22 protein-coding genes and 2 tRNA genes are annotated in these 20,920 nt (G+C 74.7%); 12 read left to right on the top strand and 12 right to left on the bottom strand.

Going from position 1 to position 20,920, the window contains the following annotated elements:
- Positions 1–52 precede the first annotated feature (52 nt).
- On the bottom strand, positions 53–598 hold the full coding sequence (locus D7294_RS25705; RefSeq protein WP_120683847.1) for an SSI family serine proteinase inhibitor: 546 nt from the start codon (positions 596–598) through the stop codon (positions 53–55).
- Positions 599–876: 278 nt separating this feature from the next.
- On the opposite strand from D7294_RS25705, the gene D7294_RS25700 reads away from it, so the two are divergent.
- The 5 genes from D7294_RS25700 (at position 877) to D7294_RS25680 (ending at position 4,889) form a co-directional block, all read left to right on the top strand.
- Positions 877–966 (top strand) — tRNA-Ser (locus tag D7294_RS25700).
- Positions 967–1,116: 150 nt separating this feature from the next.
- A tRNA-Arg gene (locus D7294_RS25695) sits at positions 1,117–1,189 on the top strand.
- 459 nt (positions 1,190–1,648) lie between these two features.
- Positions 1,649–2,557, top strand: a complete 909-nt coding sequence (locus tag D7294_RS25690) for an alpha/beta fold hydrolase (protein ID WP_120683845.1) — start codon at positions 1,649–1,651, stop codon at positions 2,555–2,557.
- Positions 2,558–2,967: 410 nt separating this feature from the next.
- On the top strand, positions 2,968–3,909 hold the full coding sequence (locus D7294_RS25685) for an aminoglycoside phosphotransferase (RefSeq protein WP_120683843.1): 942 nt from the start codon (positions 2,968–2,970) through the stop codon (positions 3,907–3,909).
- A gap of 134 nt (positions 3,910–4,043) precedes the next feature.
- Complete coding sequence (locus D7294_RS25680; RefSeq protein WP_120683841.1) at positions 4,044–4,889, top strand: LURP-one-related family protein; 846 nt, start codon at positions 4,044–4,046, stop codon at positions 4,887–4,889.
- A 159-nt stretch (positions 4,890–5,048) separates the two neighbouring features.
- Here the strand turns inward: D7294_RS25680 and D7294_RS25675 are convergent, their stop codons facing one another.
- A complete protein-coding gene (locus D7294_RS25675; RefSeq protein ID WP_147450910.1) occupies positions 5,049–6,524 on the bottom strand; it encodes an FUSC family protein in 1,476 nt (491 codons plus the stop codon).
- A gap of 63 nt (positions 6,525–6,587) precedes the next feature.
- Here D7294_RS25675 and D7294_RS25670 point away from each other — a divergent pair, with 63 nt between their 5' ends.
- The gene (locus D7294_RS25670; protein WP_120683837.1) at positions 6,588–7,037 is read left to right on the top strand and encodes a MarR family winged helix-turn-helix transcriptional regulator; all 450 of its coding nucleotides are present in this window, start codon (positions 6,588–6,590) and stop codon (positions 7,035–7,037) included.
- 411 nt (positions 7,038–7,448) lie between these two features.
- Entirely contained in the window at positions 7,449–8,132 is a 684-nt protein-coding gene (locus tag D7294_RS25660; RefSeq protein ID WP_338325696.1) for a GNAT family N-acetyltransferase, read from the top strand.
- A gap of 117 nt (positions 8,133–8,249) precedes the next feature.
- Here the strand turns inward: D7294_RS25660 and D7294_RS25655 are convergent, their stop codons facing one another.
- From D7294_RS25655 to D7294_RS25630, 6 genes are all read right to left on the bottom strand, one after another.
- Positions 8,250–9,419 carry an excalibur calcium-binding domain-containing protein gene (locus D7294_RS25655; RefSeq protein ID WP_147450909.1) on the bottom strand — a complete coding sequence of 390 codons (1,170 nt, stop codon included), beginning with the start codon at positions 9,417–9,419 and terminating at the stop codon, positions 8,250–8,252.
- Positions 9,420–9,559: 140 nt separating this feature from the next.
- A complete protein-coding gene (locus D7294_RS25650) occupies positions 9,560–10,363 on the bottom strand; it encodes an alpha/beta fold hydrolase (protein WP_120683833.1) in 804 nt (267 codons plus the stop codon).
- Positions 10,364–10,644: 281 nt separating this feature from the next.
- A complete protein-coding gene (locus D7294_RS25645) occupies positions 10,645–10,899 on the bottom strand; it encodes a hypothetical protein (RefSeq protein ID WP_241562618.1) in 255 nt (84 codons plus the stop codon).
- 88 nt (positions 10,900–10,987) lie between these two features.
- A complete protein-coding gene (locus D7294_RS25640; RefSeq protein WP_120683831.1) occupies positions 10,988–11,653 on the bottom strand; it encodes a phosphotransferase in 666 nt (221 codons plus the stop codon).
- A gap of 90 nt (positions 11,654–11,743) precedes the next feature.
- Positions 11,744–12,628, bottom strand: a complete 885-nt coding sequence (locus tag D7294_RS25635; RefSeq protein WP_120683829.1) for an LLM class F420-dependent oxidoreductase — start codon at positions 12,626–12,628, stop codon at positions 11,744–11,746.
- A 30-nt stretch (positions 12,629–12,658) separates the two neighbouring features.
- Positions 12,659–13,096 (bottom strand): QcrA and Rieske domain-containing protein, encoded by a 438-nt coding sequence (locus tag D7294_RS25630; protein ID WP_120683827.1) that lies wholly within the window; start codon positions 13,094–13,096, stop codon positions 12,659–12,661.
- Between the two features lie 105 nt (positions 13,097–13,201).
- On the opposite strand from D7294_RS25630, the gene D7294_RS25625 reads away from it, so the two are divergent.
- Genes D7294_RS25625 through D7294_RS25615 form a run of 3 tightly spaced genes read left to right on the top strand, consistent with a single transcriptional unit; the run spans position 13,202 to position 14,828 of the window.
- Positions 13,202–13,597, top strand: a complete 396-nt coding sequence (locus D7294_RS25625; protein ID WP_206619568.1) for a hypothetical protein — start codon at positions 13,202–13,204, stop codon at positions 13,595–13,597.
- The gene (locus D7294_RS25620; RefSeq protein WP_120683825.1) at positions 13,594–14,106 is read left to right on the top strand and encodes a sigma-70 family RNA polymerase sigma factor; all 513 of its coding nucleotides are present in this window, start codon (positions 13,594–13,596) and stop codon (positions 14,104–14,106) included. The genes D7294_RS25625 and D7294_RS25620 overlap by 4 nt, the downstream gene beginning before the upstream one ends.
- A complete protein-coding gene (locus D7294_RS25615) occupies positions 14,103–14,828 on the top strand; it encodes a zf-HC2 domain-containing protein (RefSeq protein WP_120683823.1) in 726 nt (241 codons plus the stop codon). Before D7294_RS25620 ends, D7294_RS25615 begins: the two co-directional genes overlap by 4 nt.
- A gap of 61 nt (positions 14,829–14,889) precedes the next feature.
- Here the strand turns inward: D7294_RS25615 and D7294_RS25610 are convergent, their stop codons facing one another.
- Positions 14,890–16,191 (bottom strand): glycoside hydrolase family 16 protein, encoded by a 1,302-nt coding sequence (locus tag D7294_RS25610; protein WP_174248443.1) that lies wholly within the window; start codon positions 16,189–16,191, stop codon positions 14,890–14,892.
- A 149-nt stretch (positions 16,192–16,340) separates the two neighbouring features.
- On the opposite strand from D7294_RS25610, the gene D7294_RS25605 reads away from it, so the two are divergent.
- Positions 16,341–16,547 (top strand): hypothetical protein, encoded by a 207-nt coding sequence (locus D7294_RS25605; protein ID WP_120683821.1) that lies wholly within the window; start codon positions 16,341–16,343, stop codon positions 16,545–16,547.
- Positions 16,548–16,742: 195 nt separating this feature from the next.
- On the opposite strand, the gene D7294_RS25600 is transcribed toward D7294_RS25605, so the two are convergent.
- The 3 genes from D7294_RS25600 to D7294_RS32075 form a co-directional block, all read right to left on the bottom strand.
- Positions 16,743–17,615, bottom strand: coding sequence for an RNA polymerase sigma factor SigF (locus D7294_RS25600; RefSeq protein ID WP_120683819.1), 873 nt, complete (start codon positions 17,613–17,615; stop codon positions 16,743–16,745).
- Between the two features lie 250 nt (positions 17,616–17,865).
- On the bottom strand, positions 17,866–18,648 hold the full coding sequence (locus D7294_RS25595; RefSeq protein ID WP_422070741.1) for an RNA polymerase sigma factor SigF: 783 nt from the start codon (positions 18,646–18,648) through the stop codon (positions 17,866–17,868).
- A 210-nt stretch (positions 18,649–18,858) separates the two neighbouring features.
- Complete coding sequence (locus D7294_RS32075) at positions 18,859–19,029, bottom strand: hypothetical protein (protein ID WP_158674693.1); 171 nt, start codon at positions 19,027–19,029, stop codon at positions 18,859–18,861.
- A 418-nt stretch (positions 19,030–19,447) separates the two neighbouring features.
- On the opposite strand from D7294_RS32075, the gene D7294_RS25590 reads away from it, so the two are divergent.
- Entirely contained in the window at positions 19,448–20,134 is a 687-nt protein-coding gene (locus tag D7294_RS25590; RefSeq protein ID WP_120683817.1) for a response regulator transcription factor, read from the top strand.
- The last annotated feature ends 786 nt before the right edge of the window (positions 20,135–20,920 follow it).

Genomic DNA, 20,920 nt, shown 5'->3' with positions numbered 1-20,920 from the left:
GGAGTCTACGGCCAGCCGCAACGGGCGCGGCGGTCCGTGCCAAAGACGCTGCTCAGGCCGTCTGGCCGCCCAACTCGGGGAGGGCCGGCACCAGTGCGTCCCAGCGCGCGATCTCGCAGCCGTTCGCGCGCGAGTAGTGCGCGTCGACCTGCTCGCCGGCCCAGAGGCCGCGGATCGTCGCCTCGGCCGGGCCGCCGTACATATAGGTGCACAGCGCGTCCTCGTCCTGCGCCGCGAACGGCTCGGCGGCCTCGCGCAGCGTGTCGCAGGCGGCCTGCGACTGCGGGTGGTCGCCGCCGGCCGGGGAACAGGTCAGCACGAAGGTGCCGTCCGCGTCCCCCGCGCCGGTGACGGTGATCGTCAGGCGATGGGTGCCGGCCTCGGCGGGGTCGCCGTCCCGGGCGTCGCTCCCGCCGTCCCTGGCGTCGTTGGCCGGGGCGCGCTCCGCCGGGGAACCGCCCACCGGGGCGCGCTCCGCCGGGGCGCGCTCCGCCGGGGCGCGCTCCGCCGGGGCGCCGGCGGCCGCGGGCGGCAGGGCGGCCGAGACGGCGGACGCGGCGGCGAGGACGAAGGCGGCGACGAGGCTCTTGCGCAGCATGCGGTGCTCCATGATGGGGTTCGGTCGGGTCGGAAGGACGGGCCCGCGGGCACGAAGCCCCCGCGAACCCGGGACGGGTGGGGGACGGGCCGGGAGTCGAAGGGGACAGGTGAGGCGGGTGCTCTCCCTGCTAACGCTCCTCGGCCCGGTCCGTTGCGCAACTCGACGCGGCGACCTGCCCCCCGTAGGGTGGAATCCGATTGGCTGCGGCCGTTCGGGCTGTGGCATGATTTGCTGGCACGTCGCGCTCACTCTCACGTGCTCGCGCCGCCGTGCAAGGAGGCTTCGCCTAGTCTGGTCTATGGCGCCGCACTGCTAATGCGGTTTGGGGTTACCCCCCATCCCGGGTTCAAATCCCGGAGCCTCCGCTCGACGAGATCACCCAGAAGGCCCCGGCTCCCCCGCCGGGGCTTTTCCGTATTTCCGCAGGTCAGCCGCCCAGCGGGGAACTGATTTCACCCCCGGCCCGAGGTCATGTACTGTGTTCCACAGCAAAGCGGCCCCCTCGGCGGGGCCAGGCGCTCGTAGCTTAACGGATAGAGCATCTGACTACGGATCAGAAGGTTGCAGGTTCGAATCCTGCCGAGCGCGCAGCTCAGAGCCCCGTTCCAAGATCGGAACGGGGCTTTTTGGCGTCGTACAGCAGCGGAGTACCGCGGCGCTCCCGCCGTCCCCGCCTCGCGCGTGGTGGAGGCGGCGGTTGTCGCGCACCGGTTTCGAGGCCGGCAGGCGGACGACGTGGAGGGCGGCCTCCTGCGGGAGCGGGACGTGCCGGCGGCGGGCCGGGGCGTCGCGTCTCCGGGGTGTGGCGCGCGCGGGCGGGGTGCCTGAAGCGCGCGGGTGGAGGGTGTAGCCAGCCCCCCTGAGAAGAGGGGACCGGAGGCCATCGATCGCCGCCCGGGCCGCTTCTAGTGTCTTTCACGTCGTCAAACGCGGCGGCCAGCACGGCGGTTGACCCGGCCACTGCCCCTTCCATCGGGATGAGGTGCCGGTTTCGGTCGCGACGTTGCATTCCCTTTCACGCCTTACCGTGTCTCTTTGGAGGAAGTCATGACCCGCAAGAAGATCGGGACGTCCGCCGCCGTCGCGCTGTGCTGTGCCGTGGCCGGTCTGGGTCTGGTCGGCTGCGAGGACTCGAAGGCGAACTCGGATGCGGAGCCTTCGGCCGATTCCTCCGCGCCGGAGTCCGGGGAGGACCTGCTCACCGGGACCCGGCAGATCACCGTCGGGGACCACACGGTGAACGTCTCCTGCTCCGGCACCCAGGCCGGGAACCGGCCGGTCGTCGTCCTGCTGCACGGCGGGGGCGACGACCTGACCACGATGGCCGCGCTTCAGGAGACGCTGAGTGAGAACGGCCGGGTCTGCTCCTACGACCGGCTCGGCGCGGGGGCCAGCGACCAGCCGGAGGGTCTCCAGGACCTCGAGGACATCGGCGAGACCCTCACCGGGGTGCTCGACCAGGTCGCCGGGGACCAGCCGGTCGTGCTGGCCGGGCACTCCATGGGCGGGCTGATAGCGGCCAGGTACGCGCCCGACCACCAGGACCGGGTCCGCGGCCTGGTGTTGATGGACGCCACCTCCCCCAGCGCCGTCGCCGACCTCACGGTGCGGATTCCCGAGTCCGTCACCGGGCCTGCCGGCGAGCTGCGCGCCCAGACCCTCGCGGTCTACCAGGGGGAGAACCCGGAGCGGCTGGTGTTCAACGACGGCGAGGTGCGGTCCGCCGGCGACATCCCGGTGCAGGTCGTCCAGCACGGGCAGCAGTACCTCGCCGAGGTCCCCGAGTACGGGCCCGGCCTTGAGGAGGACTGGACCAAGGGCCAGCAGGAGTGGCTGGCCGTGTCCGGGAACAGCGAGCTGAGCACCGCGGAGAACAGCGGCCACTACATCTACGTCGACCGGCCCGACCTCGCCGTCCAGGCCATCGAGCGGGTGGCCGAGGAGGCCGCGGGCTGAGTTCCCCGGCAACCGGCGCTTCCCGGCACCGGGTTCCCGGCCGGCGCCTTCGGGCGGGGGTTTCCGGCAATCGGCGCGAGGTCGCCGCGGCCCGGCAGTCACCGAGACTGCCGGGCCGCGGCATGTGCAGGCACGGCGGGCCGGGCGGGCGGGGACGGGGGCCGGTGCGGCACGGGACGCGGGCCGGCGGTGGGCGCCGGGCCGGTGGAGGGGCGGGCCGGTGGACGGGGCGGCCGGGCGGCTCGGCGGCGGTGGGGGTCGGGCGGCCGGGCGGCTGGGCGGCGGAGGGCGGCTCGGCGGCGGGCGTTCGGCGGTTTGGCGGTGCGGGCCCCGGGGCGGTGTGGTGGGGTGGGGTGCGATAGGGCTGAGGGGTCGGCGGGAGCGGTGCGGGAGACGGGGGAAGAGGAGCCATGCGGAAGCGACTGGTGGTCGTGGGGGGCACGGGGCGGCCGGGGTGGGAGGCGTTGCCCGATGCGGTGCTGGACGCCGTGCGGGAGCGAACGGGCCAGGTCAGGGCGGTGCGGATGAAGCCGGGCCGCGGCGACGGGTGGTTTCGTGCCGCGCTCGACGCCGAGCGGGGGCGCGTCTTCGTCAAAGGGGCGCGCGTGGAGCACGAGAGCGCGTGGCTGCTGGAGCGGGAGGCGGGGGTCGGGCCCCTTCTCGGCGCGCTGGGGCCCGAGGTGCGGTGGCGGGTGACCGCGGAGGGCTGGGATCTGGTCGGGTGGGAGCACGTCGAGGGGCGCGCGGCCGATTACGCGCCCGGCTCGCCCGACCTGCCGCGGGTCGTCGAGGCGCTGACCGGCGCGGGCCGGCTGGCGTGCGCCGGCGCGGAGGTGGCGGTGGCCGGGCTCCGGTGGGGCGCGTACCTGGACGACCGCGCGGATGCCGCGCTGCTGGACGGCGAGGCGTTGCTGCACACCGGCTGGCACCCCGGGCAGGTGCTGATCGGCGAGGACGGCCCGCGCCTCGTCGGCTGGGGCATGGCGACCCGCGGCGCCGCCTGGATCGACCCGGCGTGCTGGGTCCTGCGGCTGGTGCTCGCCGGGCACGGGCCCGCCGCCGCGGAGCGCTGGGCGGCGCGGGTGCCCGCCTGGGCAAAGGCCCCGCGGCGGGCGCTCGACGCCTTCGCCGCCGCCCAGGCCCGCTACTGGTGGGCCGCCGCACTCGAACGCCCCGAGACCAGGGCGCGGGGGCTGGCCGACGCGGCCGCCGCCTGGGCCGCCCACCGGCGCGGGGAGCCCGGCGCGGCGGCGGAGGGGCAGCCGGCCGCGTGGGCGGCGCGTGGCGGTTCGCATGCGCCGGAGCGGGCCCGGCCGCGCCCGGCACCGATCCGGCGCCTCCGGCGCGGCTGACCCTCGGCGCGCGGGTGGGTACGCCGGCGCACGGCGCGTCGGGCAGGAGCGTCGGCGCGCGGGGCGTCGGGCGGAGACGCCGCCTGGGACGTCGGCACTCAACCTTCGAACGCGCGACCGCTAGCCTTCCTGGCATGACAGGACAATCGACGCCGGCCCCCGGCTGGTACGCGGACCCCCAGGGCACGCCGAACACGTTGCGCTGGTGGGACGGAACGCAATGGACGCAGCACACCCAGCAGGGGCAGCCCGCCCCGCCGCAGCAGCCGCAGCAGCCGCAGTACCCGGCCGCGGCCGGCCAGCCCGACCCGCGGCAGCAGGGCAGGCTCCAGCGGCAGGTCGCCCAGCAGGCGGGCGTGGCACCGGTCGCGGGGGGCGGCGGCACGCTCTTCACCGAGCCGATCCTGGTGGTGAACCAGAAGGCGAAGCTGATCGAACTCACCAATGAGTACGGCGTTTTCGACCAGAACGGGAACAGCCTCGGCTCCGTGGTGCAGGTCGGCCAGAGCGCGGTCAAGAAGGCCGCGCGCTTCCTGACCAGCCTCGACCAGTTCATGACCCACAAGCTGGAGATACGCGACGCCCACGGGCAGCCGCAGCTGGTCCTCACCCGCCCGGCGAAGCTGATGAAGTCCCGGGTCATCGTGGCCCGCCCGGACGGACAGCAGGTGGGCGAGATCGTCCAGCAGAACGTCATCGGCAAGATCGACTTCGCGATCACCGTCAACGGACAGCAGGTGGGCGCGATCAAGGCGGAGAACTGGCGGGCCTGGAACTTCGCGATCGTCGACCACACCAACAACGAGATCGCCAGGATCACCAAGACCTGGGAGGGCCTGGCGAAGACCATGTTCACCACGGCGGACAACTACGTCCTCCAGATCCACCAGCGGCTCGCCGACCCGCTGCTCAGCCTCGTGGTCGCCACCGCGCTGACGGTGGACACCGCGCTGAAGCAGGACGCCCGCGGCTTCGGGTGAGGGGGGACCGCGCCGGCGCGCGCCGCTCGCGCGCGAGCGCGCCGCCGCACGCCCCGGGGCGCCGCCCGGCTCGTGGCCCCGGCCGGGCCGGGAACCCCGTCGTTTCCCGGAGCGCCTCGGTTTCCCGGAGCGCCTCGGCCCGGGCGGGCGCGCCCGTGGCTACGCCGGGGAGCCCTCCGCGGCCTGCCGGACGGAGGCGTAGGCCCGGCGGGCGGATGCGGCCGCGGTCCTGAGCGCGGCGAGCAGGCCGGGGAACTCGGGGGCGTCCGCCGGAGCGGGATGGGTCGCGGAGTGGCGCAGCAGGGCGCGCACGGGGGTGGCGCAGGCCGCGAGGGCGTCCAGGACATCGGCCGGGTGCGCCGCCGCCGCGCCGCTGTGGGGGCGCAGGCGCCGGTGCAGGCGCAGCGGGGTGGCGAGTTCCGCGCAACGCCCCAGCGCCTCCTCCCAGCGCGCGCCGGGCGCGGCCAGCCGGCCCGGGTTCTCGCCGGCGGCGGCGAGGAGTTCGCGCAGCGCGAGCAGGGCGTCGGCCGACCTGCGGCGCGCCACGTCCGCGGACCTGACCGGCAGCACGAACCAGCAGGCCGAGACCGCGAGCACCGCCCCGGCACCCGTCGCGGCCAGCCGTTCTCCCAGCAGTTCGGCGCCCGGCTCGCCGTAGTAGCCGTACAGCAGGGCGAGCACCGCGGTCACGCAGGCCGCCCAGCAGGCGTAGCTGAGCGTCCGCAGCCACGCCCCGAGGACGAGCACCGCGAGGATCACCGCCACGCAACGGCCGTCGCCCGGGGCGAACGCGCCGGTGAGCAGCGTCGCGCCGGCCGTGCCCGCCGCCGCTCCCGCCACCCGCAGCGCGCCCCGGTGCAGGGCGTCGCCGCGGCCCCGGTTGGCGCCGCAGACGAGGTAGGCGGTCAGCACGGTCCACGTCCAGTGGCCGGGGAAGGCGAGGCGCCCGACGGGGAAGGCCGCCCCGAGGGCGACCGCCAGCTGGCAGGCCATGCGGGTGCTCGGCGCGATCCGGCGCGAGCCGTGTGGCCCGCTCCGGCGCGCGGGCGGTGACGCGCGCCGGGCGTGCGCGGCCCCGGCGGGCCTCCGGGGGATCAGCCCGATTGCCTCGGCGGGAAGGTGCACGAGCGTGACGCACAGGCAGGCGAGCAGCCCGGCGACGGCGGCCCACGGCGTTCCCGCGCCCCGCGGCGCCAGGGGAACCGGGGTGATCAGCAGCGCGATCAACGGCAGGGTGGCGAGCGTGCCCGCGGCGGTCGCGGCGGGCCCGAACCGGCGGGCCCAGACGGCCGCGGCCAGGCAGCAGGTGAACAGGGCCCCGCCTGCGGCCGGGCGTTCGGCGAGCAGCCGGCCCAGGCCCGAGGCGGCGACGGAGACCACGGGCAGCAGCGCCAGGCCCGCCAGGCGCCGCCGCGGCGAGGCGCCCTGCTGCGTCCGTGCCAGGGAGACGACCAGGGCCACGGTCAGCACGATCACGCCGTCGGTGAGGTCGGCGGCGCGGGCGAGGAGAACGGCGGAGAAGAAGCCGAGCAGCACCGCGACGGCGGTCGTCCCGGCGGCGGGAAGCGCGGCCACGACCGGAGCCAGGCCGTTCCTGGCGGCTCGGCCCGCCCGGCCCGATATCCTACGCATCATCTTGCTTGTTTCCCCGATTTCAGCCCTTGATCACCAGAGAACGGTAAGCGATAGCGTAACGATATGGCCAGTGGAGAGACGCCGGAACCCGCCCCGTCGATCGCCGCCGCGGCGGCCGAGCTGCGGCGCGGGGTCAGCCGGCTCGGCAGGCGGCTGCGCGCCGAGCGCAGGCCCGAGGCGCTGAGCACGAACAAGATCAGCATTCTCGGCCTCCTGTATGCCCGCGGGCCCAGCACGCCCGGAGACCTGGCCGCGGCGGATCGCCAGCGGCCGCAGTCCCTGACCCGGGTGTTCGCCCAGCTGGAGCGGGACGGGCTGATCACCCGGGCGCCCGACCCCGGCGACCGGCGGCAGTCCGTGCTCGCCCTGACGGCGGCGGGCCGCGAGGCGTTCGCCGCCGACATGGCGCAACGCGACGCCTGGCTGGCCTCGGCCCTGGCCGTGCTGAACGAGACGGAACGGGAGGTCCTGCGGCTGGCGGCCCGGCTGATGGACCGGCTCGCCGAAGGGTGAGGCCCCACGGGCACCGGCCGCGGGCGAGGACGCGGCGGGCCGGCGGCGGGGCGAACGCGGCCGGGCTTGGCGGCGGGGCGAACGCGGCCGGGGTCCGGCGGCGGGGGTCCGGCGGCGGGGAGGCGCGGCAGAAATCCCTTCGGCCGTCCGCGGCGGCCTCGGGTAGGGTCCGGCGAGAGCGCGCGCCCGCGCGCACCCCTCGTGGCCTGCGCCCCGAGCCTCAAGGCGAGGGCTGCCCCAGGCCAGGGGCGCCGGCGTCCGGAACAACGGGCGCGTCCGGCGGAGATTCGGGACGAACCGAGAGGAACGTGAGGAATATGGCTGCCCCGGCCCCGAACGCCATGTCCCGTGGCCGGGTCGCGTGAGCTGAGCCAGGCGGCCCGGTCGTCACCCCACGACCAGGAGTCCCGTGTGTCCCACTCGTCTTTCTCCGATCGCTCCGATTCCTCCGATGCATCTGCTTCCTCCGGCTCCTCCGATTCCTCCGGAGCCTTCGGGCCCTCGCGTTCCCCGGGGTCCTTCGATTCCCCGGGCTCCTCGGGCCCGGCTCGTGACGTCGGCGCCGCCGCCGCGGCCGGGCCCCTCCACGCCGACCCGCCGGGCGCCGGGGAACTGCCCACCGCACGCCTGCTGCTCCGGCCCTGGTCGGCGGCCGAGGTCTCGGCCGTCGTCGGCGAGGGCAGGCTGCCGCACTGGGCAGAGGACTTCCCCGCCGAGGGCGACCGGGTGATCGCCCTCCTGCTCACCGAACACTCCGAGTGGCTGGGGGAGTTCGGGCACCGCCAGATCGTGGAGCGGGCGAGCGGCCTCGTGGTCGGCTCGATCGGGCTGTTCTGGCCGCCGCGTGCGGGCGAGGTCGAGTTCGGGTACGGCGTCGTGCCCTCGCGGCGCGGACGCGGCTACGCCACCGAGGCCGTGCGCGCGCTGGTTGCCTTCGCCCTGAACGCGCCGGGCGTGCGCGCCGTTTACGCCGAGGTGGACCCCGCCAACCCCGCCTCAGCGCGGGTCCTGCGCAAGGCGGGGCTGCCCCGGGTGCACGCGGAGGTGGCGCGGGAGAGGTTCCGGCTCACCGCGGCGGAGGCGTCCGGGAGCTGAGCCGGCCGGGCGGCGGGCGCGCGCAGGCGGGTGCCGGGAAGCGGACGCGCCCAGGGCGCACCCGTGAGCGAGGCGGGTGGGGGCGAAGCGAGGGCGAACGAAGGCCGTCGGCGCGGCTCAGAACTCGCAGGCGGTGCCGTCCCCGTCGCGGTCCAGGCCCCTGCGGTAGCCGGGGTCGCCCCAGTGCAGCGGCGCCTGCCCGGCCGCGCGGACGGCGTCGCAGTCCCGGTAGTAGACCTCGCCCTCCTCGCCCCCGCCGTCCTCCCCGCCCCAGGAGCCCCCGGACCCGTCCCAGCCCCAGGAGCCGCCCTCGCCGGGGCCGCCGGAGTCCACCGATCCCCAGGAGCCGCCGGAAGCCCAATCGCCGCCCGAACCTCCCGAGCCGGTGCGCGACCCGCCGGAGGCGCCCCACGTTCCCGAGGAGCCTCCGGCGGTCTCCTCGTCCCCGCCCGAGCCGCCCCCGGCGCCGGGCGCGCCTTCCTGCGCCCCCTCGTCCTCGGGGGCCGGGCGCAGCATGGTGAACTCCTCGGCGGGGCAGGCGAGTCCTGGCCCGACCAGGGAGAGACGCGCCGTGGTCCGCGGATCGCGCACCTCGGTGCCCGGCTCGGGGTCCTGGAAGCACACGATCCAGTCCCCGTACGCGGCCGGCAGCGGGACGTCGGCGTAGGCGCCCGCGGCGACCACCCGGTCAAGGCCCACGCCCTCCAGCGCCTCGGCCGCCCGGGCGAAGGTCCGGCCGAGGACCTCGGGCACCTCCAGGTAGGGGATCGCCGCGCCGTCCGCCGCGGGGCAGGGCAGCCCCTCGCGCACCACGGCCAGGTCGATCGCGGTGCCGGCCGGGGCCCGCGTGCCGGCGGCGGGAGTCTGGAAGCAGACCGTCCAGTCTCCCTCCATGCCCTGGCCCGCGTTGCCGTCGCTCGCGTCGTGCGAGGTCGCGGCGTAGTGCGCGGCCACGGCGGCGTCCCGCGCCCCCGCCAGGCTCCGGCCGGTGAGGTCGGGCACCGCGAGATCCGCCGCCGCGCGCCCCCCGTCGCCCTCCGGCCCGGCCGCCGGATCGCCGGCGGAGGCGGCACCGCCTCCGCCGAGGGGGAGCGCGGCGAACGCGGCGAGCACCCACAGCATCGAGAGCGCGGTGGCCGCCGCCTTCCCGCGGCGGGGCCAGCCGCCGCGCCAGAGCAGCACGAGCCCCAGGGGCGGAAGCAGCGCCAGCAGGGCGACGGTCGCCCCTGCCCGTCGCCACCGGAGACGTAAGCGGCCGGGGTCGGGCGTGGAGTACGCGGGTGGCACGGTGGTCGGTCCTTCTGGAGGCGGGTGGCAGGCGGCGCCGGACCGTGCACATTAGCTGACGGCGTGTGGAGGTGCGGGGGAGTTGGCCGTTCCGATATCCGCCGCGGCGGGGGCGCCGGCGCGGTCGGGGACCTCCTCGCTCAGGCGGCTTCCTCGCGCAGGAAGGCGGCGGCTGCCGCGCCCCAGGTGCGTATCTCCCGCAGGGTGCCGGCCACTTCCAGCCGGGCGTTCGGCAGGAGGCCGGCCAGGCGGTGGCCGGTGGCGACCGGGTGGCCCGGGTCCTTCTCCCAGCACAGGACCAGGGTGGGGTGGGTCAGCGCGCGCAGCGCCTCGGGGGCCGGCAGGTCGGAGGCCGCGGCGCCGCGCAGCACCGCGGGCAGCAGGTCCTCCGCGACGTCCGGCCGGTGGGCGTAGCCGGGGACCTCGGCCAGCACCGGGGGCGGGTCCGCGGCGGCCTGCTCGGCGGCCCAGGCCCCCGCGCCCCCGCGGGCCGTCTCCTCGGCCCACTGCCGGTAGGTGGCGGCGCTTTCGGCCCGCGCCTCCCAGGCGGTGGGCGGGATGACGAGCACCAGCCGGCCGAAGCGCTCGGGCGCGGTCACCGCCGCCCAGAGCACCGCCGCCGAGCCCATCGAACTGCCGAGCGCGTGGACCGGCCGCGTGGCGCCGAGGTGGTCGAGCAGCCGCAGCAGGTGCCCCCCGCGCGCCGCGAAGGTGTGGTCCGCCGGGTCCCGGCTGCCGGGCGAACGGCCGTGTCCCCGGGCGTCGTACCGGACGAGGCTGAAGCCCGCCGAGACGATCGGCGACCAGTCGAAGACTCCCTGGCGCCGTTCGACCGCGCGGCTGGAGAAGAGGCCGTGGCCGTAGACCGCGATCGGCCCGGCGCCGGTGATCTGGTGGTCGACTTCGAGCAGGGGAGCGGCGTGCCTCGGTGAGGAGTCGTTCATGTGCCCACCGTAAGCGGGGGGTCTGACAATTCCCCCGCCCGCGGCCCGGCCCCCGGGCGTTCGCGCACCGCGCGCCGGGTGGGAGGCGACGGAGGGCGAGAACAGGGGAAGCGGGGAGGGAGGACGACGGCAGCGCGACGGAGACGACGGAAACGGAGACGACGGAAGGGGAGGGACGTCGAGAGAGGGGAGGGCAGGGGGACAGCGGCGCGGAGGCCGGTCCGGCGGCTGCCCCGACGGCGCGGCGGGCGAGACCGGGGGCGGGCGAGGCCCAGGGGTGGCTAGTTGAAGCCGTGGCGTGCGCGGGCGTTGGCCTCCGCCACGCGCTGGCGCAGGGACTCGCTCGCCGTGACCGGGGTGACGTCGTCGGGGTGGGCGGTCCACTCGCGGCCGCCGCCCGGCGGGCGCAGCCAGATGTGCCCGGAGAGGTGGGCCATGACCCGGCCGATCTTGTCGGTCCTGGTGTCGCGGGCCATGGTGCCTATCTCGGGCACCGGGGCCGTTCCGCGGTGGCGGGCAGGAGGGTTGCCTGTCATGGCCAGACTCCGAACGTTGATTCGGTGCCGCGTGGTCGGCTTCACAGGAACACCATGCCCGAGGACGCCCCGAACGAAGTGTCTGACCTCACGTCTCAGAGCGAAATTTGAGGTTGCGACGTACCAAAGCGAGGGCTGCCGCCAGATTGTTCACTTCTGCTTCACTCAACGTGGGGTTTGCGGCGCGCCGTGCAACCGCCTCGTCGAGCTCCTCGCGCGTGGGAACGGCCGCCACGGCGGCCAGCAAAGCGGACAAAATCGCACGAACCGGGCCTGCGAACGGCCCCTCGCCGACGCCCACCTCGGCGAGTATCACGGCGGACATGGCGTCGTCCAGACCGCCCGGGCCCACCTCGGCGTTGGCCCAGTCGATCACCACGGGCCCGCGCGGGGTGAGGAGCACGTTGCCCGGATGCAGATCGAGGTGCAGGTGCCGGCCGGGGAGCGCGTGCAGGCGGTTCAGCAGCCGGCCAAGCACGGCCCCCGCCCGCTCGGGGCTCTCCTCGCCCGCGAGCAGCGCCTCCAGCATGGTCGGGCCCGTCAGCCGCTCCAGCACGAGGTCGGCGGACGTCATGCCTTCCGCCGTGGCCGGGTGCACCGCAGGCACCGGATAGCCAAGCGCCGCCAGGCGGGCCATCAGCTCCGCCTCCGGCCTGGCGTCCGCCCCGTTCCGGTACCGGCGCAGCACCCGGCCGCGGCCGAGGGCGTAGACGTCGGCGGTGCGCCCGGAGCCGAGCAGTTCCCCACAGCGCATCCGGTCACCCTACGCCGCCCGCCCCGGGGCGGCGCCGGCCGCGCACGGGCCGGGCCGCCGCGGAGCCAGGGCGGGCCGCCGCGAGACCGGTCAGGCCGCCGTGAGGGAGAGGGCCTCGGCGAGCCGGCGGTAGGCGTCGAGCGGGATGGCGTTGCGGGTGTCCTCGGTGACCACCTGGAGGGCCACGTGGTCGGCGCCCGCGGTGAGGAACTCGTCCACCTTCGCCCTGACCGTGGGGACGTCCCCCAGGGCGAAGACCTCGCTCAGCAGGCGGTCGCTGCCGCCGTCGGCGAAGTCGTCCTCGGTGAAACCGAGGCGCAGGAAGTTGCGCGTGTAGTTCTCCAGCTCCAGGTAGTACGACAGGTAGGACCTGGCGGTGGCGCGCGCCCGCGTGAGATCCGGGTCGAGCACCACCTTGAGCTCCGGCGCGAGCAGCGCGTCGCGCCCGAGCTCGACGCGCGCCCCCGCAACGTGCTCCGCGGTGACCAGGTACGGGTGCGCCCCGGCCGCCCGTTCCGCGGACAGCCGCAGCATCTTCGGGCCGAGCGCCGCAAGCACCCGCCGCCCCGGCGGCACCGGCCGCGCCGCGCCGTCCAGGCCGGTCAGGAAGTCCCGCATCGCCTCCAGGGGACGCCGGTACCGGGGCACGTTCGCGCTGTGGCTCACGCCGAGGCCGAGCAGGAAGCGGTCGCCGTGCGCCGCGTTCGCCTCCGCGAAGCCTTCGGCGACCTCCGCCGGCTCGTGCGACCAGACGTTGAGGATGCCGGTGGCCACCCGCAGCCTGCGGGTGGCCTCGAGCAGCGGGAGGGCCCGGTCCACCGGCGGGCTGCCGCCCAGCCACACCGCGCCGTACCCGAGGGCTTCGAGTTCCGCCGCGGCCTCGGCGATCTCGGGCCTGCGGCCGGGGTCGCCGGAGGCGAGGGCAATGCTCCAGATGCCGATGCGGCCGATCTCCTCGGCCAGTGAGTTTCCCATGGCTTGCCGCAACGGCGGCCCGCGGCCGTGCTATTCCGTGACGATCCGATCCGCGTCGATCTTCACCGGGATGGCGGGCAGGGCCGTGGGGGCCGGGCCGTCGAGCACCTCGCCGGTGGCGGCGTCGAAGACCGAGTTGTGGCAGGGGCAGTGCAGCTCCTCGCCGTCGGGCTGCACGGTGCAGCCCGCGTGGGTGCAGATCGCGCTGAAGGCGACGACGGTCGTCTCGTCGGGGCGGAAGACCATCGCGTCCTGCCCGCCGGGCGTCGTGGCGGCGGTCGCCTCGCCCACGGGCACGTCGCTCAGCGCGGCGACGACGCCGCCCGGGTCCTCGGCGGCGGGCTGCTCGCCGCCCCCGTTCCCGTCGGTGCCACCCGAGTCCTCGCCGCAGGCCGCCAGGGCCAGTGCGCCGACGGAGGCGGCGGAGGCGGCGAGTACGGTGCGTCGGGTGTGTGAGTTCGCTGTCATACCCCTGCAAACGAGGTTGCCGCGGTTTCGGTTCACGGGCGGATTGAACCGGACGGCACCGCGCCCCGTGACTTGGGCGTAAGGCCGTTGTGGGAGGAGTGCGCTATGGCCGTGATCGGCTGGGCGGCGCGGGCGCTCGTGGCGTTCGGCCTGCTCGGGTCCGCGTGGGTCCATCTGGTGGTGTGGCGCGACTGGGCCAGGTACACGGACGTCGTGGGCCCCCTGTTCCTGGTCAACGTGGTGGCCGGGCCGGTGATCGCGCTCGGCGTGCTGGCCTGGCGGCGGCACTGGCTGCCCGAGGTCGCCTCGATCGGCTTCGGCCTGGCGACCCTGGGCGCGTACGTGATGTCGCTCACGGTGGGCTTCTTCGACGTCAAGGAGCAGTTCAGGACCGACGAGGAGACGTGGGGAGTGGTCACGGAGGCCGCCTGCGTGGCGTTCGGGGCCGTTCTGCTGCTGCTGCGGTACCGGGCGGAGCGGCGGGAGGTCGTGCGGGTATGAGCGAGGCGGCGGAAGACCAGCTCATGCGTGCCCTGCACGACGAGCATGCGGCCGCGCTGTGGTCTTTCGCGCTGCATCTCACGAACGGCGACCGGGCCAGGGCGGAGGACGTCGCCCAGGAGACGCTGCTGCGCGCCTGGCGCAATCCGGCGGTGCTCGACCAGTCCGCGCGCTCGGCGCGCGCCTGGCTCTTCACCGTGGCCAGGCGCATCGTGATCGACGGCTGGCGTTCGGCCGCCTCGCGCGCCGAGATCACCACCGACGAGCTGCCGGACCTGCCGGTGCCGGACGAGACCGACCGGGCCGTGCAGGGCTGGCTGGTGGCCGAGGCGCTCGCCGAGCTTTCGGCCCGGCACCGTGAGGTGCTCATGCTCTGCTACTTCCAGGGACTCTCGGTGGCCGAGGCCGCCGGCCGCCTGGGGGTGGCGGAGGGAACGGTCAAGTCCAGGACGCACTACGCACTCCGTGCGCTGCGCCTGGTGCTTGAAGAGAAAGGCGTGACCCGATGAACGGGCCTATGGACGCGGGGGCGGACCCGTTTGCGACGTGGGACGGCGCGTACGTGCTCGGCGCACTGTCGCCGCAGGACCGGGCGGCCTTCGAGGAGCACCTGCGCTCCTGCGAGGACTGCGCGCGGGCCGTGGGGGAGCTGGCCGGGCTGCCGGGGCTGCTGAGCCAGGCCTCGCCCGAGGCGCTGGCCTCGGTGGAGCCGGAACAGCCGCCGCCCGAGCTGCTGGCCGGGCTGCTCGACCGGGTGGGCCGGGCCAGGCGCCGCCGGATGCTCGCCACCGTCTGCGCGACCGCCGTGGCGCTCGCCGCCTGCCTGGCGCTGGTGCTGACCAGCCTGCTGGGCGGCACGGGGGGGCAACAGGGACAGCCGCCGGTGGCCGCGGCGATGAGCCCGGTGGGCGGGGCGCCCGCGCGGGCGAACGTCATCCTGACCGACACCGACTGGGGAACCCAGGTGCAGATGGAGTGCGCCTACCTGGGGGACGGCGGCGGCGACTACGTGCTGGTCGCCCTCGACGAGGAGGGCGAGTCCCGGCAACTCGCCAGCTGGTACGCGGTGCCCGACGACACCGCCACGCTGCGGTTCGGCACGACGCTGCGGCGGGCGGACATCAGGACGCTGGAGGTGCGGACCCTGGACGGGGTGCAGGTGCTGCGGCTCCAGGTGACGCCGGGCGGGGACGCCGCCTCCGCGGCGGGCGCCCAGGCGCCGGTCTACTGAGCCGGCGCCGGGCGCAAGCCCGGCGCGCGGTCGTGGCCGCGCGCCGGGGGCCGGGGGAGTCTCAGGGCGTGGTCCACTTCTGGTTGGCGGTGCCCGCGCAGGTCCACAGCTGCAGCGGGGTGCCGTTGGCCGTGCTGTTGTCCGTCACGTCGAGGCACTTGTTCGCCTGTGGGTTCACGATGTCCCGCGCCGCGGGGAGGGCCCACTGCTGGTTGGGGCCGCCGGTGCAGTCCCACAGCTGGACCCTGGTGCCGTCGGCCGTGCCCCCGTCGACGACGTCGAGGCACTTGCCGAGCGCGCGCAGCGTGCCGTCCGCGCCGACGGTCCACTGCTGGGCGGCCGTGCCGTTGCAGTCGTAGAGCTGCACGGGCGTGCCGTTCGCGGAGTTCGCGCCCGCCACGTCCACGCACTTGCCGCCGAGGCCGGTGATGGGTCCGGTGCGGGTGCCGCCCGCCGTGCTGACGCGGACGTGGTCGACGACGAGTTGCTGCGGGAAGGCGGTGCCGCCGTCGGGGTCGCCCGGCCAGTAGCCGCCGACCGCGAGGTTCAGGATGAGGAAGAAGGGCTTGTTGAACACCCAGGGGTCGCCGCCCAGATCGGCGGGGGTGCGGGTCTCGTAGACCTGCCCGTCCACCGACCAGCTGATCGAGTCGGGCGCCCAGTCCACGGCGAAGGTGTGGAACGCGTCGGCGAACGCCTGCCCGTTCGGCAGGGTGTAACCGGCTCCGATGGACTCGCCGCCCGAGTAGCCGGGGCCGTGCAGCGTGCCGTGGACGGTGCCCGGCTCGGAGCCGATGTTCTCCATGACGTCGATCTCGCCGCTGGCGGGCCAGCCCACGCTGCCGAGGTCGTTGCCCAGCATCCAGAAGGCCGGCCACATGCCCTGGCCCCGCGGCACCCGCATCCTGGCCTCGACGTGCCCGTACTGGGCGGTGAAGCGCCCCGCGGTGTTCATCCGGGCCGAGGTGTACTGGCAGGTGCCGTACCAGCAGGCGTAGTTGCCCGGGTTCTCGCGGCGTGCGGTGATCACCAGGTGGCCCTGGCCGTCGAGGGCCGCGTTGGCGTTGCCCGGCGTGTAGTACTGGCGCTCGTGGTTGTTGACGTTGTCGCCGGTCTCTTGTTGCCAGCGGGAGGAGTTCACCGCCGAGCCCGCAGGGCCGTCGAAGGTGTCCTCGAAGGTGACGGCCAAGGGGACGGCCGCGGCGGCCTGTTCGGCCGCGCCGCGGGTGGCGGCGGCCTCGGCGGAACGCGGGGTGGGGGCGGGGGCGGCCGTGGCGCCGGAGGACAACAGCGTCCCGGCGAAGGCGAGTACGGCCGCGGCGGCGCACAGGCGCCGCGCCGGAAGACGGGACAGGATGGTCATGGGCACGACATATCGCCGGAGTGGGACGGCGGCAAGGGCGGTCACGGCCCTCCGCGGTTCCGGAACCGGCAACCGCCCGGCAAAGGCCACGCGACCGAGTGACGGCCGGACTGTCCGCGCGCCGGGGGCATTCGCTAGGGTCGGCAGGCATGGCTCACAATGCGCATGGCCCGCAGGGTCCCCAGGAACCCGACCCGGCCGGAAGCACCCAGATGTTCCGCGCCTTCGTCAACGAGGACACGGCCGCGAGGCAGCCCGCCGCAGCGCCGTCGACCGGGCCGAGGATCGGCGTGATCCTGGGCATCGCGGCGGTGATCACCGTGCTCGTCGTGGTGGCGTGGCTGGCGTTCAGCTGATCGGGCCGCCCGCAACCCGCGCGGTGGCCCGGCGTGTTCGCCCGGAAGCCCGGGGCGATCGCCGGAGGGCGCGCTCGGGGCCGGCCGGGCAGGTCCGATGCCCCGGCCTTCCCGAAGGCACGCCCGAGCGCGGCGCCACGGCCGCACCGAACTCGTCCCGGACCGGCGGACGTTGCCCCGCCGGTCCGGACCTCCTCACTCCTCCGCCGTCAGGCCCTCGCGCAACTGCGCGAGCGTGCGCGTCAGGAGCCGGGAGACGTGCATCTGCGAGATGCCGACCTCCTCGCCGATCTGCGACTGGGTCATGTTGCCGAAGAAGCGCAGCATGATGATGCGCCGCTCCCGCGCGGGCAGCCGCGCGAGCAGCGGCTTGAGGGACTCGCGGTACTCCACGCCCTCCAGGGCGCTGTCCTCGTACCCCAGGCGGTCGGCGAGCGAGCCCTCGCCGCCATCCTCCTCGGGCGAGGGCGAGTCCAGCGAACTCGCCGTGTAGGCGTTGCCCACGGCGAGGCCGTCGACGACCTCCTCCTCCGACACCCCGAGATTCGCGGCGAGTTCGGTGACGGTCGGGGAGCGGTCGAGGCGCTGGGACAGCTCGTCGCTGGCCTTGGTCAGCGCCAGCCTGAGCTCCTGAAGCCGGCGCGGGACCCGGACCGACCAGGAGGTGTCCCGGAAGAAGCGCTTGATCTCGCCCACGACCGTCGGCATGGCGAACGTGGGGAACTCCACGCCGCGTTCGCAGTCGAAGCGGTCGATGGCCTTGATCAGGCCGATGGTGCCGACCTGAACGATGTCCTCCATCGGCTCGTTCCGGCTGCGGAACCGGGCGGCGGCGTAACGGACCAGCGGGAGGTTGAGCTCGATCAGCGTGTCGCGCACGTAGCCCCGCTCCGGGCTGTCCGCTTCGAGGGTGGCCAGACGCTGGAAGAGGGAACGCGACAGGGTGCGGGTGTCGAGGTTGTCGGTCTCCGCGGGCGGATTGTGCGGCAACGAGGGTACGTGCTGCGCGGGTTCCTGCGGCGTGCCGGTCGTGGTGAGCACCTTGGAGCTGCCCAGTTCTACGGACATGCCACCCCCTTGAGGTCGTGGACGGGTCGCGGCGGCGCGCTTCCGGGTGAGACTCCGCGAGGCTCAGGCGAAGCCCCGTGACTCCGAGGGTTCCCGGAGACACAAGTGCGCCGTCTCGTGGATACCGGACCTGCGGCCCCGGCAAACGCGGTTCCAACAGAATGTCACGTGTCATCAACCCGATGTAGCTTCATGTCGATAAAACGGCAGAGCTGATGTGGAAGTTCCCGGGGAGGGCCCCTCTTTGGGGTTACTTCTCGATCGGATTTGCGGAGCGCAGCCGGGTGAAGCTCCGCGACAGCAGCCGCGAGACGTGCATCTGGGACACCCCGAGCTCCGCGCTGATCTGGGACTGCGTCAGGTTGCGGTAGTAGCGCATCAGCAGGATGCGCTGCTCGCGCTCGGGCAGCTGCACCAGCAGGTGCTGCACGAGCGCCCGGTGCTCCACCCCGGCCAGCCCGGGGTCCTCGTAGCCGAGCCGGTCGATCGGACCCGGGGCGCCCTGCTCGTGTTCCCTGGCGGCGTCCAGCGAGGACACCCGGTAGGCCCGGCCGGCGTCCACGCTGGCGAGGACCTCCTCCTCGGGGACCCGCAGCCGCTCGGCGATCTCCGCCGCCGTGGGCGTCCGCTCCAGCGCCACCGTCAGGTCCTCGGCCGCCGCGCACACCTGCGCCCACAGCTCGTGCAGCCGCCGCGGCACGTGCACGGTGCGCACGCTGTCGCGGAAGTACCGCCGGATCTCGCCCACGATCGTGGGCAGCGCGAACGTGGTGAACTGCACGCCGCGGTCCATGTCGAAGCGGTCGATGGCGTGGATGAGGCCGATGGTGCCGACCTGGACGATGTCCTCCATCGGCTCGTTGCGGCTGCGGAAGCGGACGGCGGCGTAGTGCACCAGCGGGAGGTTGGCCTCGATCAGCGACCCCCTGAGCCTGGCGTGCTCCGGGGTGCCCGGCGTGAGCCGGCCGAGTTCCTCGAACATGGCGTGCGTCAGCGCGCGGGCCCTGCTGCCCCGGGACTGCCTCACCGCCACCTGCCGACCAACCCCTCCGACACTGGAAGAAACGCGGCTAAGCGCCAAAGCTAGCCAAAATCTGTCATAGCATCACAAGACATATCCGTGGTGCGCAAGTACCGGTCAACTCCGTGTTAACGAGGGCGCCGACGGCCGACGCTGCCGCCGCCGACTTGCCGCTGCCCGGCTCGGCCGGGCACCGCGGCCGGGGAGCTCGGCCGGAAGGCCTCAGCCGAGGGGCTCGGCGATCAGGTCGCCCACGCCCTCGGCCGCCTCCGAGACGCCGCGGAAGCACACCTGGGCGAACTCCCCCGAGCGCTCGGGAAAGGTGATGATCGAGTAGAGCACGCACACCGCGAGCACGTACAGGGCCAGCCTCCTCGCCCGCGCCACCGTCATGCTCCGCCTCCTCGCGCTCCGCGCGCTCTTTCCCCTGCCAGGGGTTCCGCGCGCCGTCATTGAACCACGCACGCCCCCGCGAGCGCCCCCGCAGGCGCCACCCCGGCCCACGCCGAAGCCGAGGCGGGCGCCGCCACGGCACGCCGCCCCGGCGTCCCCCCGGCCCACCCACGAGCGGGCCCCGGCACCCCGGCCGGGCGAGGTCCCCCACGCGGCCCCGCCCGGCGTCAGCCCGGTGCACGGCCGCACCCACGACCGTGGCAGCGCCTTTCACCCGGTTGGGGGAGCCTGCCGCCTCAGCTGCAACACCTGCCTCCCCACCGGACATCTAAGAACTGTGCAGGGTGCCGGTGACCGCCGAGGCGAAGGAGTGTCGGGCAGTGCGAGGAGAGCCGCGCGGAGATCAGGGAGTCCGCTCGTGAGCCGGCTCCTCGTCGTGGACGACGAGGAGCACTTCAGCGACGCGCTGGCCTACCTGCTCCGCAAGGAGGGCTTCGAGGTCGCCACGGCGGCCACGGGCCTGGACGGCCTGCGCGAGTTCGAGCGCAACGGCGCGGACCTGGTCCTGCTCGACCTCATGCTGCCCGACCTCACCGGGATCGAGGTCTGCCGCAGGCTGCGCGCCTCCTCCCCCGTGGCGATCATCGTGGTCAGCGCCAAGGACACCGAGGTGGACAAGGTGGTCGGCCTGGAGGTCGGGGCCGACGACTACGTCACCAAGCCCTTCTTCTCGCGTGAGCTGATCGCGCGCATCAGGGCGGTCCTGCGCCGCCGCGCCGAGTGGGCGGGCGCGGAGGAGGACGCGGCCACCCTGGAGGCGGGCCCGGTCCGCGTGGACATCGAGCGCCACGTGGTCGCCGTCCAGGGCCGCAGAGTGGAGCTGCCCCTGCGCGAGTTCGACCTCCTCGCCCTCCTGATGCGCAACGCGGGCCGCGTGCTCACCCGCGACCAGCTGATCGACCGCGTCTGGGGCGCCGACTACGTGGGGGACACCAAGACCCTCGACGTCCACGTGAAGCGCCTGCGCGAGAAGATCGAGCCCGACCCCAGCTCCCCCCGCTACCTGGTGACCCTCCGCGGCCTCGGCTACAAGTTCGAGCCCTGAACGCGCCCGCGCCGCCCCGCGCCCGCGCCGCCCCGCGCCCGCGCCGCCCCGCGCCCGCGCCGCCCCGCGCCCGGGGCCGTGGCGGCCCACGCCCCGTTGCCGTGGCGGCCCACGTCCGGCGCGAACGGGCCCGCCCGCGGCGGCCGCAGCGCCCACACGGCAAGAGGGCGGGTCCCGTGGGACCCGCCCTCTTGCCTGTCCTGCTCACGCGGTAGCGGAGGGATGTGAACCCTCGGTGGAGTTGCCCCCACACTCGCTTTCGAGGTCTTTTCGACCCTCCGGCGAGCCGTTCGAGGGGGTTCGTCGATGGCCAAAACCCTGGTCACTGAGCCTCCCAACCGCCAATGAACGTGCGCGTACACGAGCGAATGAGACGGAAACCGAGACGGACGCCATCGTTGCTGAGGCGCTGTATGTGAGGAGGGGGTGCCAGGGGCAGGGGGTGGGCGCTACCTTGAGCCGTGTGGGGGTTGACCGCGAGGGAAGCAGCGAACAGGCCGTTCGGAACGAGTTGAGTGGGAGCGTCGTCGGGCCGGTCGGCCAGTTCGGCGCTGTCCACGGAGATGTCCGATTCGGCGACACGTACGTGAACGGTGATGTGCACGTGCATCCCCCCGCCGGTACGCCCGAGGATGTCGAGTGGCAGGCGCGCCTCAGAGCGATTCCTAATGGAGATGTCAAGCGGCGGCCGTGACGGGCGGTATGGGCTCGTAGCACCGTCCGTCACGCAGGAGGGCCCACAGGACGTTGACCCGTCGGCGGGCGAGCGCGAGCACGGCTTGGACA

It is taken from the genome of Streptomyces hoynatensis, from assembly GCF_003626535.1.
GTDB classification, from domain to species: domain Bacteria; phylum Actinomycetota; class Actinomycetes; order Streptomycetales; family Streptomycetaceae; genus Streptomyces; species Streptomyces hoynatensis.
This window is presented reverse-complemented; position numbering and strand designations above follow the sequence as displayed.